Raw genomic sequence first — 15,004 nt, forward strand, 5'->3', positions numbered from 1 at the left:
AGATCGCCCGCCTCGAGGAGGTCTGGGACACCTTCAAGAGCCTGAAGGTCCAGGACCTCATGGGCGACGAGCTCCTCTACCGCGAGATGAAGAACTGGTTCGGCAAGTACTTCGAGGGCCACATGGGCGCCACGGCGATCCAGAAGCGCCTCGAGACGTTCGACATCGCCGCCGAGGTCGAGTCGCTGCGCGAGACCATCGCGACCGGCAAGGGCCAGCGCAAGGTCCGCGCGCTCAAGCGCCTCAAGGTCGTCGACGCCTTCCGCAAGACCGGCAACAAGCCGATCGGCATGGTGCTCGACGCCGTCCCGGTCATCCCGCCGGACCTGCGCCCGATGGTGCAGCTCGACGGTGGTCGCTTCGCGACCTCCGACCTCAACGACCTGTACCGCCGCGTCATCAACCGCAACAACCGCCTCAAGCGACTGCTCGACCTCGGCGCGCCCGAGATCATCGTCAACAACGAGAAGCGGATGCTGCAGGAGGCCGTCGACTCGCTGTTCGACAACGGCCGTCGTGGTCGCCCCGTCACCGGCCCGGGCAACCGGCCGCTGAAGTCGCTCTCCGACATGCTCAAGGGCAAGCAGGGTCGTTTCCGTCAGAACCTGCTCGGCAAGCGCGTCGACTACTCGGGTCGTTCGGTCATCGTCTCCGGTCCGCAGCTGAAGCTGCACCAGTGCGGTCTGCCCAAGCAGATGGCGCTGGAGCTGTTCAAGCCGTTCGTGATGAAGCGCCTCGTCGACCTGTCGCACGCGCAGAACATCAAGTCCGCGAAGCGGATGGTCGAGCGTGCGCGCCCGGTCGTGTGGGACGTCCTCGAAGAGGTCATCACCGAGCACCCGGTGCTGCTGAACCGTGCGCCCACGCTGCACCGTCTCGGCATCCAGGCGTTCGAGCCGCAGCTGATCGAGGGCAAGGCCATCCAGCTGCACCCGCTCGTGTGTGGCGCCTTCAACGCCGACTTCGACGGCGACCAGATGGCTGTCCACCTGCCGCTGTCCGCGGAGGCGCAGGCCGAGGCCCGCGTCCTGATGCTGTCGACGAACAACATCCTGAAGCCGTCCGACGGCCGTCCGGTGACCATGCCGTCGCAGGACATGATCATCGGTCTGTTCTTCCTGACCTCCGACCGTGACGGCGAGCCCGGCGAGGGCCGCTCGTTCGCGTCGCCGGCCGAGGCGATCATGGCGTTCGACCGCGGTGAGATCACCCTGCAGAGCAAGGTGCGGATCCGCCTCGACGACATCGTCCCGCCGGAGGAGTGGGAGACCCCCGAGGGCTACGCCGAGGGCGACACGATCATCCTCGACACCACCCTGGGCCGGACGATCTTCAACGACACGCTGCCGGCGGACTACCCGTACGTCAACGAGGAGGTCGGCAAGAAGCGCCTCGGCGCCATCGTCAACGCCCTCGCCGAGCGCTACCCCAAGGTCGTCGTCGCGGCGTCCCTTGACGCGCTCAAGGACAACGGCTTCCACTGGGCGACCCGCTCGGGTGTCACGGTCTCGATCGACGACGTCACGACGCCGGCCAACAAGATCGAGATCCTCAAGGGCTACGAGGACAAGGCCACCAAGATCCAGAAGCAGTTCGAGCGCGGTCTCGTGACCGACGAGGAGCGCCGTCAGGAGCTCGTCGAGATCTGGACCGAGGCGGCCAAGGAGGTCGGTGAGGCCATGGAGAAGGCCTTCGACCGCCGCAACCCGATCTACATGCAGGTCATCTCGGGTGCCTCGGGTAACTTCAACCAGATCCGCCAGGTCGGCGCCATGCGTGGCCTCGTGGCCAACCCGAAGGGCGAGATCATCCCGCGGCCGATCAAGGCCAACTTCCGCGAGGGTCTCTCCGTGCTCGAGTACTTCATCTCGACCCACGGTGCCCGCAAGGGTCTGGCCGACACGGCACTTCGTACGGCCGACTCGGGCTACCTGACCCGTCGTCTGGTCGACGTGTCGCAGGACGTCATCATCCGCGAGGAGGACTGCGGCACCGAGCGTGGCTTCGTCGTGGACATCACGAACGAGGACGTCGAGACGACGGCCTACGCCCGTACGGCGGCCGAGGACGTCGTCCACCCGCAGACGGGCGAGGTCATCGCACCCGCCGGCACCGACCTCGGCGACGTACAGATCGCCGAGCTGGTCGAGGCCGGCATCGCCGAGGTCAAGGTCCGCTCGGTCCTCACCTGTGAGGCCGTGACCGGCACCTGCGCGAAGTGCTACGGCCGCTCGCTGGCGACCGGCAAGCTCGTCGACATCGGCGAGGCGGTCGGCATCATCGCCGCCCAGTCGATCGGTGAGCCCGGCACGCAGCTGACCATGCGTACCTTCCACACCGGTGGTGTGGCGTCGGCCGACGACATCACGCAGGGTCTGCCCCGCGTCGTCGAGCTGTTCGAGGCGCGCACCCCGAAGGGTGTCGCTCCGATCAGCGAGGCCGCCGGCCGCGTCCAGATCGAGGAGACCGACAAGGCCCGCAAGGTCCTGGTCACCCCGGACAACGGCGACGAGGTCAACGAGTACGTCGTGTCGCGTCGTGCCCGCCTCAACGTGGCCGACGGCGAGCACATCGAGGTCGGTCGCACCCTGACGGTCGGCACGCCCGACCCGAAGGAGGTCCTCCGCATCCTCGGTGTCCGCAGCACCCAGAAGCACCTCGTCGACGAGGTCCAGGGCGTCTACAAGAGCCAGGGTGTGGCGATCCACGCCAAGCACATCGAGATCATCGTGCGGCAGATGCTGCGCCGGATCACGGTGCTGGAGTCGGGCGAGACGAACCTGCTCCCGTCCGACCTGGTCGACCGGGCGCTGTTCGAGGTCGAGAACCGTCGCGTCGTGTCCGAGGGCGGCAAGCCGGCCTCGGGTCGTCCCGAGCTCATGGGCATCACCAAGGCCTCGCTCGCGACCGAGTCGTGGCTGTCGGCGGCCTCCTTCCAGGAGACCACCCGCGTGCTCACGGACGCGGCCATCAACGGTCGCTCGGACTCGCTGCGCGGTCTGAAGGAGAACGTGATCATCGGAAAGCTGATCCCGGCTGGTACCGGCCTCGAGCGGTACCGCAACATCCGGGTGGAGCCGACCGAGGAGGCTCGCGCCGCGGCGTACTCCGTCACGGGCTACGACACGTACGACTACGAGTTCGGCAACGGTGGCGGCCAGGCCGTCGCTCTGGACGACTTCGACTTCGGTCAGTACCAGAGCTGAGGGCCGAGTCGGCGCGTCCTCGCGTCGTCAGAGCCTCGAGTCGGCGCATCTTCGCACCGTGAGTGCGAGGATGCGCCGACTCGGCATTTCGGGGGTGCGAGGATGCGCCGACTCGACGTTGAGGGTGTCTGGAAGGATGGGAGCATGACCGCCCAGCTGCCCGCATCGACCGACGTCCTGGTCGTGGGCGCGGGCCCCGCGGGCTCCGCAGCGGCGGCGTGGGCGGCGCGAGCCGGGCTCGACGTGGTGCTCGCCGACATGGCCGTCTTCCCGCGCGACAAGACGTGCGGCGACGGCCTCACCCCCCGGGCTACCGACGAGCTGATCAGGCTCGGGCTCGAGGACTGGCTGCGCGCGCACCCGGTCAACCGCGGGCTGCGGGCGCACGGCTTCGGGCAGACCCTGGAGCTTCCCTGGCCGACCGGCTCGTTGCCGGGCTGGGGCTCGGCGGTCGCGCGCACCGAGCTCGACGACCATCTGCGGACCACCGCGATCAAGTCGGGGGCGACGGCGGTGGACGGCGTCAAGGCGGTCGGCGTACACCGTGACGGCGACCGCGTCTCGGCCGTCGTGTTCCGCTCGCCGGCCGGCGAGGTCGAGGTCGCCTGCCGTCGGTTGATCGTGGCCGACGGCGTGCGTTCCCCGCTCGGGAAGCTGCTCGGGCGCGAGTGGCACCGCGACACGGTGTACGGCGTCGCGGGCCGCTCCTACGTGACGTCGGCGATGACGGACGACCCGTGGATCAGCTCCCACCTGGAGCTGCGTGGCGAGCAGGGCGAGGTCCTGTCCGGCTACGGCTGGGTCTTCCCGCTCGGCACCGGCGAGGTCAACCTCGGCGCGGGCACGCTGGCGACCGCGAAGCGGCCCGCCGACGTCGCGATCAAGCCCCTCATGCGGCTCTACGCGGAGTCCATCCGCGACGCGTTCGGGATCGAGGGCGAGCTGCGCGCCGAGGCGTCCGCGCTGCTGCCGATGGGCGGCGCCGTCACGGGCGTCGCCGGGCCCAACTGGGCCCTCATCGGCGACGCTGCCGGCTGCGTCAACCCGCTCAACGGCGAGGGCATCGACTACGGCCTGGAGACCGGTCGACTCGTGGCCGAGGTCCTCCAGGAGAGTGAGGACCTGTCGACGGTCTGGCCCGCATTGCTGCGGGACCACTACGGCGAGGCGTTCTCGATCGCACGCCGTCTCGCCGGCATCGCCACCAACCCGCGTCTGGTCGCCGCACTCGGCCCTGTCGGCATGCGCTCGGACCTGCTGATGACACTCGCGCTGCGCTGGATGGGCAACCTGGTCACCGACGAGGACCGCGACCGGGCGGCGCGCGTGTGGCGTTGGGCCGGGCGGCGCTCCGTCGCCCGAGACCACCGGCCGCCGTTCTCATGAGCGGCGCGGCATGAGCCCGGGCTCGCCGCGCCGACGCCGGCTGCCCCAGGTGCAGCGCGTGGCGGCGTACGCCGTCATCCTCCGCGAGGACCGCATCCTCCTGAGCCGGCTCTCCGACACGCTCGCGAAGTCGCCGCTGTGGACCCTGCCCGGCGGCGGGCTCGACCACGGGGAGGACCCGCGCGCCGCGGTGGTGCGGGAGGTCTACGAGGAGACCGGGCTCGAGGTCAGCGTCGGCGAGACGGCCTGGGTGCTCTCCGCCTACCGCGCGAACACCTGGCGTCGCGGACGCAACGTCGACGCCCACGCCCTGCGCATCGTGTACGACGGCTGGGTGCCGCTCGACTCGCCCGAGCCCAAGACCGTCGAGGTCGACGGATCGACGGCCGAGGCCGCGTGGCTGCCGGTCGCCGACGTGCTCTCCGGCGTGGTGCCGACGCTGCCGCTCGTGCTCGAGGCACTCGAGCAGCACCGCATCGCGCGGGTGCAGCGGGTGGCGACGTACGCGCTCATCCTGCGCGGTCCGGCAGGCGCCGAGGAGATGCTGCTCACCCGGATCGCGCCGCACGCCGTGCACGGGGGCAAGTGGCACCTGCCGGGCGGCGGCCTGGACTTCCAGGAGGACCCGCGCGCCGGGCTGGTGCGCGAGGTCTACGAGGAGACCGGCCTCGCGGTCACCCTCGGTGATCCGCTCGAGGTGCACGACATCGCGCTCACCGGCGTCGCTCCGAGTGGGCGGCTCGAGGAGTTCCACGGCATCCATCTGATCTTCGTCGGGACCGTGGCCTCCGGCGAGGATCCGCGGGTGGTGGAGGTGGGCGGGACGACGGACGCGGTCGCCTGGGTGCCGCTCGCCTCGGTCACCGACCTGGTCGTGACCGGCACGGTCACGACCGCGCTGGCGGCGTACACGCGTCGCACCGCCTGACGTCCGCCCTCTTGCGTGCGGGGGTGTGCTTCGGTCATCCTTGGATGCACAACACATTGGGGTTAGGGGTCTTGCGTGCCATTCTTTCTCGGGGTCATGCGCTTCGCCACAGCCGGCTTCATCTCGGCCGGCCTCGCCCTTCACTCGCCCGCGGCCCTCGCTGACGGACCCGGTGTGCCCGGGACGGTCACCGGTGGTGACGTGTCGTCGCCGGCGGCGGAGTTCGCGGACAACCCGGACTCGGTCGCGAAGGTGAAGCTGACCGAGCTCTGGCAGCGTGCGGTCGACGGCGACGTCTCGCCGGAGGCGTACGAGAAGGCGGCCGCGTCGTGGCGCGCGGCGCACGGCATCAGCAAGCCGGAGGGGTATCAGGCGCTGACGACAACGACGGCGGCGTCGGGCAGTACGTCCGCCCTCGCCGCAGCGGCCGCGCCCCCTGCGAGCAGGACGCTGCCGCTGACCTACTACGCGCAGATCAAGAGCTACTACTGCGGGCCTGCCACCGGCGCGATGCTCATCAAGATCACCAACGGCGCCATCGCCAGCCGCTACAACGGCGCCTCCTTCGCGCAGGGGCATCTCGCGGGACCGGTCCACATGGACACCGAGTCGAACGGTGCCACCCCGTGGGCGTCCGGCGGCTTCGTCCGCGGCGTGAACCGGTGGCGCGGCTCGAACTACTACGTGCAGGTCGATCGGCCGTCGGCGACGCTGATGAAGTCCGCGCTGAGGCAGAGCATCGGGAGCAACCGGATGCCGTTGGCGGCGGACACGGTGGAGTTCAAGGGGCTTCGTCAGTACAACCACCACCCGAAGACCCTGAACATCGGGCATTGGATCCTGGCGTACGGCTACGCGAACTCGGGGGCGACCGTGAAGTTCGCCGACGCGTCCACCCCTTACTTCACGCAAGCGGCGAAGACGTTCTCGGACGTGACCTCGACGTTCACGACCACGTACCTCCAGAACAACGGCATCGCGTACTGATGAGGACCGTTCGTTCGCTCGCCGTGCTGGCGACCCTCACGTCTCTGGCCGCCTGCGCCACGACTGACCGGCCGGGCGAAGCGCACCCGGGAGGATCGGCATCGTCTCCGACGTCGAGTGCTCCGACCGCACCTTCGGCCTCGGGTGGTGCATGGACGTCGCCCACGCCTACGCCGCCGACCTTGGGGGTTCGTCCGCCAACAGGCTTGGTGGTGGAGCGCTGGCTCGACACGGCGTCGGCGAGCTCGAGGGCGTCGGACGCATCGCGTCGAGCGCGGACTGTCACGTCGCGGATCACACGGGCCGAGCAGACCAGCGCGATCTTTCTCGGTCCGGATGGCAGGCTGCTCGGCAGCCGGATGGTGGTGAACGACAAGGACGCTCTCATCGGCACAGATCACCTCGGCTGGGTGACGAAGTCCGGGTTCGAGCCGTTCGACTACGCCGACCGGGAGACGCCCCCTCACCAGATCGCCGGCGCGACCATCGACGGTGAAAACGTCGCGTGGGTCGAGACGACGAGCACGGACCTGTTCCACAGTGACTGGCGGATCTATGCAGCCGAGATGGGGCGCCGCGGTCGGACGCTGGTCGCCGACTCCGCAGCCGTGTACGGCAAGAGGATGCTGAGGTGGGCCTTCGGCGAGACCGTGCCGGTCGTGCTCGGCAGCCGGGTGTACTGGCCGGCCGTCCCTCCCGGAGGAGACGCGAAGGACACCCGGGTTCTGTACGACGACCTGGACGGGTCGGCTGCGCGCCCGCGGGTGCTCGAGGGCGCGCTCCCCGCCACCAACGGTCGACGCCTCTTCGTCGTACGCCAACACCTGGCCGACCCATCCAAGGGAGACGTCCGGATCATCTCGCGCACGCCCACTGGTGCCGAGTCGGTCGTCCAGCGGTTCCGGCTGGCGTCCGGTCAGTGGGTCACGGCGCTGGCCGCGTCGCGGACCCACCTGGCCTGGGTGGTCAAGGAGTCGGACACGCGGTCGAGCTTGTACGTCGAGGGTCTGACGACGGGCAAGATCACCGGGATAGTCATGCACCACGGCGGTGCCGACACCATGGCGCTCGGTGTCGGCCGCAATCTGATCGCCTGGGGCAACGGGTCGGGCAACGGGGACGAAGATCCCGGCGAGTACGTGTACCGGCCGCGGACGGGTGCACTCGTCCGGCTCGGGGAGCAGCTCGGCCACAGCGTGGCGTACGCCAACGGCCCGTGGATCGCCTGGGCGCAGATCAAGCAGCACGGCGCCTCGGGGATCTCGCGAATGACGGTGAGCCACTGACGTCCACGTTGATCCGCCTCGTCCGGATGGCCGGGGCGGGTCTGGGAGAATGCCACGCGTGACCGCCGTTGCCCTCGACCTCGCCGCCGAGCTGCGCAGCCGGGGCATCAGCGGAGTCGACGACTCGGTGCTCGCGAGGGCGCTCTACAGCTCGGACGCCTCGCTCTACCGGGTCGTGCCACAGGTCGTCGTCAAGCCACATCACACCGACGAGCTCATCGCGGTCCACGAGGCGTCGCGAGCGCTCGGCGTGCCGGTCACCCTCCGTGGCGCCGGGACGAGCATCGCCGGCAACGCCGTCGGCAGCGGGATCGTCGTCGACACCCGGCTGCTCAACCGGGTCCTCGACATCGACCCGGAGGCCGGCACAGCCCGGGTCGAGCCCGGACTCGTCCACGCCGACCTGCAGCGGGCGGCGGCGCCGTACGGCCTTCGCTTCGGGCCCGACCCCTCGACCCATCCCCGCTGCACCATCGGCGGGATGATCGGCAACAACGCCTGCGGCTCGCGGGCGCTCGGCTACGGCAGGACCGTCGACAACGTCGAGGCGCTGAGAGTCGTGTGGGGGAGCGGCGAGGTGGCCTCGTACGGCAGTCGGCCGGCCGCCGGCGACGCCGCGACCGGCCTCCTCGCGCTGGCCGACGCGAACCTCGCTCACCTGCGCACCGAGTTCGGCCGCTTCGGCCGGCAGGTGAGCGGCTACTCGCTCGAGCACCTTCTCCCCGAGAAGGGCCGGCGGATCGACCGGTTCCTCGCCGGCACCGAGGGCACGCTCGCGACGGTCCTCGAGGCCACCGTGCGGCTGGTCCGGGACGAGCCGGGACGACTGCTGCTCGTGCTCGGCTACCCGACGATGCACGAGGCGGCGGACGCCGTGCCCGCCCTGCTGGCGGCCGCGCCGGGCCGGCTGATCGCCTGCGAGGGCATCGACGCCCGGATCGTCGACCTGGTGCGTGCCCGCGGTGGGGCGGTCCCCGAGCTGCCGCGCGGCGGAGGGTGGCTGATGGCCGAGGTGGCAGGCGCGGACGCGCTCGACCTCGTCGAGCGGCTGCGCGTCGCGGGCGGTGCGCTCGACACCCGGCTGATCACCGACACGGCCGCGGCGGCCACGCTGTGGCGCATCCGCGAGGACGGGGCCGGCCTGGCCGGCCGCTCGCTGCCCACGCCGGCGTACTCGGGGTGGGAGGACGCGGCCGTGCCGCCCGAGCACCTCGGCGCCTGGCTGCGCGACTTCGACGAGATCCTGGCCGGGCACGGGCTGCAGGGAGTGCCCTACGGTCACTTCGGCGACGGCTGCATCCACTGCCGGATCGACTTCCCGTTCGAGCCGGGCGACCCGGCCTCGGCCCAGGTCTTCCGCGACTTCATGACGGCCTGTGCGACGAAGCTGCGTGACTACGGCGGCTCGCTGTCGGGCGAGCACGGCGACGGGCGTGTGCGCTCGGAGCTGCTGCCGCTCATGTACGACGACCACTCGATCGCCCTCTTCGGCGCGGCGAAGGCCGTCGGGGACCCGGACGGCCTGATGAACCCGGGCAACATCGTCGCGCCGGCGTCCATCACCGACGACCTGCGTCCGGTGAGGCCGCGCGCCTCCGTACGCTCGGCCCTCCGGCTGGTCCACGACGACGGAGACCTCGGCGCGGCCGTGCACCGGTGCACCGGGGTCGGCAAGTGCGTGGCGCCGCACACCAGCGGCGTGATGTGCCCGTCCTACCTCGCCACCGGCGACGAGAAGGACGCCACCCGCGGCCGCGCGCGCGTGCTGCAGGAGGCGCTCGACGGGTCGCTCGTCAGAGGTCTGAGCGACCCGGCGGTCGGCGAGGCGCTCGACCTCTGCCTGGCGTGCAAGGGCTGTGCGTCCGACTGTCCGACGGGCATCGACATGGCGACGTACAAGTCGGAGGCGCTGCACCAGCGCTACTCCGGCCGTCGTCGGCCTCGCTCGCACTACCTGCTCGGCCGGCTGCCGTTCTGGGCACGCCTGGGGGCTCCCTTCGCTCGGATCACCAACCTGCTGATGCGGCTGGCTCCGCTCGCCTGGCTGGCGAAGCGGGTGGCCGGGATCGACCAGCGCCGCTCGGTGCCGCTGTTCGCTCCGGTCACCCTGAGGCGGTCGGCGGCGACGGGGTCGCTCGCGTCCGCGACCCCGGACGTGTGGGTGTGGGCGGACTCCTTCACCGACCACTTCTTCACGCGATCGGCGCACGCGGCCATCCGCTACCTGGAGGCGCAGGGCCTGACGGTCCGCGTCATCTCGGAGAAGGCCTGCTGCGGGCTCACCTGGATCACCACCGGGCAGCTCGACCAGGCCCGCTCGATCATGGAGCGGACGGTGCGCACGCTGGCGCCGTACGTCGCCTCGGGCGTGCCGGTGATCGGGCTGGAGCCGTCCTGCCTGGCCACGCTGCGGTCGGACTCCGTGGAGCTCTCCGCGCTGCCGGAGGCTCGCGCGGTGGCCGACGGGATGCTGACGTTCGCGGAGCTGGTGACCCGGCTCGACCTGCCGGTGCCCGACCTGTCCGGCGTCGACATCGTCGCGCAGCCGCACTGCCACCAGCACGCGGTGCTCGGCTGGGCGGCCGACCAGCGGCTCCTCGAGCGAGCCGGTGCGCGCGTCACGAAGGTGTCCGGCTGCTGCGGGCTGGCCGGCAACTTCGGCGTCGAGGAGGGGCACTACGAGGTGTCGGTGGCCGTCGCCGAGACCCATCTGCTGCCCGCCGTACGCTCGCAGCCGGACGCGGTGGTGCTCGCCGACGGCATGTCCTGTCGGGTGCAGCTCGACGACCTGGCGCAGGTGCCGACGATGCACCTGGCCGAGCTCTTCGCCTCGCGCCTCTGACGCCAGGTCCGGGCCGGTCGGCGTCCACAGGCGGCCGCTGAGCAAGCATCGTCCCCAGGGACGCCCGTGCTCGGATGCGACCGTCGGCGGTCCTTGTGAGGGTCGGTCCATGACCAAGGAAGCGATCCGCCGGGTGCTGCGCACCCAGGCCGATGTCGAGAAGTTCTGGACCGAGATCTGTCACCCGCTCGGATGGGCGCGCCACGATCTGTGGTTCGTCATCGTCGGCGCCGATCGGTGCCCTCTCCCGCTCGTCCAGGACGTCCGCGACCGGCCTCCGGAGGTCGAGCCCGATCTCGTGCACAACCTCGTCGACGTGTGGCGCCGCGTGCGCGAGGAGCTCGTGCCCGACGGGACCATCGCCGTCCTGCTGTGTCGCCCGGGCTCGGCGGCCGTCTCCGCCGATGACCGTGCCTGGGCGGGTGCGATCACGGCCGAGGCGGCAGCTGCGGGCGTCCCGCTGGAGGTGATCCACGTCGCCAGCGATGAGGCGATCACCCCGCTACCGCTGGACGCTGTCGCGTGACCAACGCCGTGGCAGCACGTGGTGTCAGGCGATACCTCGAAGGATGGCCATGACGCTTCGCCTCCCTGCCGACCTCGACGCCAAGCTCCGCGAGACCGCCGGACGTCAGGGACGATCGCTGCACGAGACGGTGCTCGTGGTGATCGACGAGTACGTCACCAAGCGGGACCGCAAGCGCGACGCCCTGATCGCTCGACGACCTGCTGGTCATCGAGCAAGCCCTCGGAGCGCCGCGAATCCGTGACGTGGGGCTGCTCGAGTCAACGCTCGCCCGAGCACAGGCGACTGCGTTCGGGGACGAGGTCTACCCGACGACCGTGACCTGGTCGCCACGCAGGACGGGAAGTTCGACCTCATCATGACGATCGCCGAGGGGACGCTTCGCGACGTCAGCGACATCGCCGCGCGGATCGGGGCTTTCCTGGTCGGCCCACTAGAATCCGGTGGGTGAACCCCCGCCACCGTCGTCTCCTCATCCCGGCGGCGCTGGTGGTGCTCCTCATCATCGTCGTGATCGCGCAGGTGACGAAGTGACCGAGCCGCTGCTCCGTGCGCTCAACCGGATGCGCGGTCTGATCCTGGACCCCGACGCGCTGGTCAAGGCCGTCGCGTCCGGTCGGCAGAAGGGTGAGGAGCCGCCCCGGTGGCGGCGCGTGGAGATGCGGTACGTCGACCTGAAGGCCGGCCGCCAGCTGCAGATCACGACGTACGACGCCACGCAGGCGTTCACCGCCAACCACGACCCGGAGAGCGCACGTCAGGCCGTCGACGAGCTCATCGACCTGCCGTTCGGCCACTGGAACGTCTCCACCACCACCGAGGACCACGCGCTGCGCGTGACGAAGAAGCTCGAGGCGGTCGTCAACACCACCCCGCGGACGGCCCCGGTGGAGGTGTCGCGCGGTCACGACCAGCCGAAGGCGCGGCTGCTCCCGGAGGACGACCCGGTGTTCGTCGCGCTCGGGATCTCCGACAAGGAGGGCCGGCTCAAGCCGAGCCGCCAGGCGAAGTACCGCCAGGTCGAGGAGTTCCTCCGCCTCCTCGACTCCTCGGTCGCCGACGCGATCGGCAAGGGTCACGTGAGGCGACCGACCGCGGAGGATCCCTTGCGGATCGTCGACCTGGGCTGCGGCAACGGCTACCTGACGTTCGCGGCGCAGCGCTACCTCACCAGCGTCCGGGAGCTGCCCGTCGTCGTGACCGGCGTCGACGTCAAGGAGCAGTCGCGCGACCACAACAGCGCGGTGGCCGCCGACCTCGGGATCCACGCGGAGTTCGTGGCCGGCACGATCTCCGACGTCCAGCTCCAGCAGCCGCCGGACGTCGTGCTCGCGCTGCACGCCTGCGACACGGCCACCGACGATGCGCTCGCGCGCGCGGTCGGGTGGGAGGCGCCGCTCGTCCTCGCCGCACCCTGCTGCCACCACGACATCGCGGCCCAGCTCCGCAAGGCGCCGACCCCGGCGCCGTACGCCATGCTCACCCGGCACGGCATCCTGCGCGAGCGCCTCGCCGACACCCTCACCGATGGCCTGCGTGCCTCGCTGATGCGTCTCTCGGGCTACCGGGTCGACGTCGTGCAGTTCGTGGAGAGCCAGCACACGCCGCGCAACACGATGCTGCGTGCCGTGCGCACCGGCGCGCCCGTCAAGGGCGGCTCGGTCCGCAAGGAGTACGACGACCTGGTCACCACCTGGGGCCTGAAGCCGAAGCTCGGGGAGCTCCTGGGTGCCTAGTGGTCAGTGTTCACCGACCACCAGGGCGCGACACCCTCGGACCGTGTGGGGCCGGGTGTTGCTCGGCCTCGTCGCCGTCCCGTTCTTGCTCGGCGCGGCCGCGGCCCCGTCGGGCCACGACCACGTGCTGTTCTCGTTCCAGGACACGCGCATCACCGAGTCCAGCGGACTGATCGCGCTGGGGTCGGGCACCGGTCTCTTCGTCACGACGAACGACTCCGGCGACACCGGCCGCGTCTTCGTCGTCGACGACCGCGGTCGCACGGTGGGCATCACGTCGTGGTCGGACGACGCCCACGACGTCGAGGCGCTCGCGCCGGCCGGGCCAGGAGACGTCTGGGTCGGCGACATCGGCGACAACCGCGCCTCGCGCGACTCGGTCCAGGTGACACGCGTCCCCGTCGGTCGCGGAGACCGCGACTCGGACGGGCCGATCTACGACCTGACCTACCCCGACGGCTCCCACGACGCGGAGACTCTGCTGGCCGCGCCCGACGGGCGGCTCTACGTCGTCAGCAAGGGCATGTTCGGCGGCACCGTCTACGCCGCGCCCGCACAGCTCAGCGCCGACCACGCCAACCGGCTGGTGCAGGTCGCGGACGGCATCCTCCCGATGGCGACCGACGGCGCCTTCCTCCCCGACGGTCGGCATGTGCTGATCCGCGGCTACGCGGGCGCGGTGCTCTACTCGTTCCCCGACTTCTCGCGCCTGGCCCCCGTGCCGCTGCCGAGCCAGCCGCAGGGGGAGGGGCTCGCGGTCGCCACCGACGGCTCCATCTACCTCAGCAGCGAGGGCATCGGCTCCGACGTCCTCCGGCTCGCCGAGTCGGGCCTGTGCTCCTCGGACTCGGGCATCTGCGCGCGCGACCGGGCCGCGTCGGCGCAGCCGAGCCCGGACCCGGCGACGCGGCAGCAGCCCTCGGCGCACCCTGCCGAGGGTCAGGTGAAGTCGCAACGCGGCTGGTGGCCGTGGCTGTTCGGCGGAGCCGTCGTCGCGGTCATCGCGGGGCTGCAGCTGAGGATGTTCCGCAGGCGCTGAGACCGGCGCGGGCATGCAGTGCGGCGCAAGGGGCAACCGTGGCGCATGGCCCGGCTACGTCGCACGTCCCCCGAGCAGCCCGGCTGGACGCGGCGCCGGGCAGGCAAGGGGTTCGTCTACCTCGATGAGGATGGCGAGCGCCTGACCGAGTCCGAGGCGGACCGCGTCCGGTCGCTGGTGATCCCTCCCGCCTGGGAGGACGTCTGGATCACGCCGTACGACAACGGGCACCTGCAGGCCGTCGGCACCGACGAGGCCGGCCGCCGGCAGTACCTCTACCACCCGGCCTGGCGCACGCGTCGAGACGCGGAGAAGTTCGACCGGGTGCTCGTGTTCGGCGAGGCCCTCGGCAAGGCGCGCGAGCGGATCCTCGTCGACCTCGGCCGGGACGGGATGCCGCTCGAGCGGGCGTGCGCGGTCGCCGTACGGCTGCTCGACCTGGGCTACTTCCGCATCGGCAACGACGTGTACGCCGACCTCCACGGGAGCTTCGGGCTCACCACGCTCCAGCGTCGTCACGTCCGGCGGCGGCAGGACCGGCTGGTCTTCAGCTTCACGGGCAAGTCGGGCGTGGACCACCGCATCGAGATCGACGACGCGCTCGTCACCCAAGCGCTCGACGTGATGCGCCGTCGCCGCGGCGACGGGCTGCTGCTCGGCTTCCGCGAGGGCCGGCGGTGGCGCGCGATCCTGCCGACGCTGGTCAACGACTACGTCCGCGAGGTCACCGGCGTCGAGGCCTCGGCGAAGGACTTCCGCACCTGGCACGCGACCGTGCTCGCCGCGGCGGGGCTGGCGGCACGCCTCGAGGAGGCCGACGGCGCCGTCTCCCGGACCGGCGCCAAGCGACTCGTGACTGCGACGATGCGCGAGGTCGCCGACTTCCTCGGCAACACCCCGACCCTGGCCCGCAAGTCGTACGTCGACCCGCGGGTCGTGTCCGCCTTCGAGGAGGACCGCACCATCGGGGCGGCCGTGCGGCGGACCTTCGACTCCCCGGACGAGCGACAGGTCGCGCTGGAGCGTGCGACGCTGAGGTTGATCCGCAACGAGGCCCAGGAGGGGTGA

General features: G+C 71.0%; 11 protein-coding genes. All 11 read left to right on the forward strand.

What is annotated here, in order from left to right; all coding sequences use genetic code 11:
* Positions 1-3,206 (forward strand): DNA-directed RNA polymerase subunit beta' (locus ABD205_RS07750; protein ID WP_344044085.1); only part of this gene is annotated, 3,206 nt, incomplete at its 5' end.
* Positions 3,207-3,350: 144 nt separating this feature from the next.
* On the forward strand, positions 3,351-4,592 hold the full coding sequence (locus tag ABD205_RS07755) for a geranylgeranyl reductase family protein (protein ID WP_344044086.1): 1,242 nt from the start codon (positions 3,351-3,353) through the stop codon (positions 4,590-4,592).
* A gap of 10 nt (positions 4,593-4,602) precedes the next feature.
* The gene (locus tag ABD205_RS07760; protein ID WP_344044089.1) at positions 4,603-5,520 is read left to right on the forward strand and encodes an NUDIX hydrolase; all 918 of its coding nucleotides are present in this window, start codon (positions 4,603-4,605) and stop codon (positions 5,518-5,520) included.
* A gap of 75 nt (positions 5,521-5,595) precedes the next feature.
* Positions 5,596-6,507 (forward strand): hypothetical protein, encoded by a 912-nt coding sequence (locus tag ABD205_RS07765; RefSeq protein ID WP_344044091.1) that lies wholly within the window; start codon positions 5,596-5,598, stop codon positions 6,505-6,507.
* A gap of 365 nt (positions 6,508-6,872) precedes the next feature.
* Complete coding sequence (locus ABD205_RS07770) at positions 6,873-7,793, forward strand: hypothetical protein (protein WP_344044093.1); 921 nt, start codon at positions 6,873-6,875, stop codon at positions 7,791-7,793.
* A 49-nt stretch (positions 7,794-7,842) separates the two neighbouring features.
* Positions 7,843-10,635: an FAD-binding and (Fe-S)-binding domain-containing protein gene (locus tag ABD205_RS07775; RefSeq protein WP_344044095.1), complete on the forward strand. Its 2,793-nt coding sequence runs from the start codon at positions 7,843-7,845 to the stop codon at positions 10,633-10,635.
* Between the two features lie 109 nt (positions 10,636-10,744).
* The gene (locus ABD205_RS07780) at positions 10,745-11,161 is read left to right on the forward strand and encodes a hypothetical protein (RefSeq protein ID WP_344044097.1); all 417 of its coding nucleotides are present in this window, start codon (positions 10,745-10,747) and stop codon (positions 11,159-11,161) included.
* Between the two features lie 49 nt (positions 11,162-11,210).
* A complete protein-coding gene (locus ABD205_RS07785; RefSeq protein WP_344044099.1) occupies positions 11,211-11,405 on the forward strand; it encodes a hypothetical protein in 195 nt (64 codons plus the stop codon).
* 286 nt (positions 11,406-11,691) lie between these two features.
* Entirely contained in the window at positions 11,692-12,897 is a 1,206-nt protein-coding gene (locus tag ABD205_RS07790) for a class I SAM-dependent methyltransferase (RefSeq protein ID WP_344044101.1), read from the forward strand.
* A gap of 43 nt (positions 12,898-12,940) precedes the next feature.
* Positions 12,941-13,936: a hypothetical protein gene (locus ABD205_RS07795; RefSeq protein WP_344044103.1), complete on the forward strand. Its 996-nt coding sequence runs from the start codon at positions 12,941-12,943 to the stop codon at positions 13,934-13,936.
* A 45-nt stretch (positions 13,937-13,981) separates the two neighbouring features.
* On the forward strand, positions 13,982-15,004 hold the full coding sequence (locus ABD205_RS07800; RefSeq protein WP_344044105.1) for a DNA topoisomerase IB: 1,023 nt from the start codon (positions 13,982-13,984) through the stop codon (positions 15,002-15,004).

Origin of the sequence: Nocardioides panacihumi (genome assembly GCF_039530925.1) — a bacterium.
Lineage (GTDB): Bacteria > Actinomycetota > Actinomycetes > Propionibacteriales > Nocardioidaceae > Nocardioides > Nocardioides panacihumi.

Bases quoted from the DNA above. Each gene is read 5' to 3' on its own strand.
- ABD205_RS07755 (WP_344044086.1), top strand. From the start codon at position 3,351: ATGACCGCCCAGCTGCCCGCATCGACCGACGTCCTGGTCGTGGGCGCG.
- ABD205_RS07760 (WP_344044089.1), top strand. From the start codon at position 4,603: ATGAGCCCGGGCTCGCCGCGCCGACGCCGGCTGCCCCAGGTGCAGCGC.
- ABD205_RS07775 (WP_344044095.1), top strand. From the start codon at position 7,843: ATGCCACGCGTGACCGCCGTTGCCCTCGACCTCGCCGCCGAGCTGCGC.
- ABD205_RS07780 (WP_344044097.1), top strand. From the start codon at position 10,745: ATGACCAAGGAAGCGATCCGCCGGGTGCTGCGCACCCAGGCCGATGTC.
- ABD205_RS07785 (WP_344044099.1), top strand. From the start codon at position 11,211: ATGACGCTTCGCCTCCCTGCCGACCTCGACGCCAAGCTCCGCGAGACC.
- ABD205_RS07800 (WP_344044105.1), top strand. From the start codon at position 13,982: ATGGCCCGGCTACGTCGCACGTCCCCCGAGCAGCCCGGCTGGACGCGG.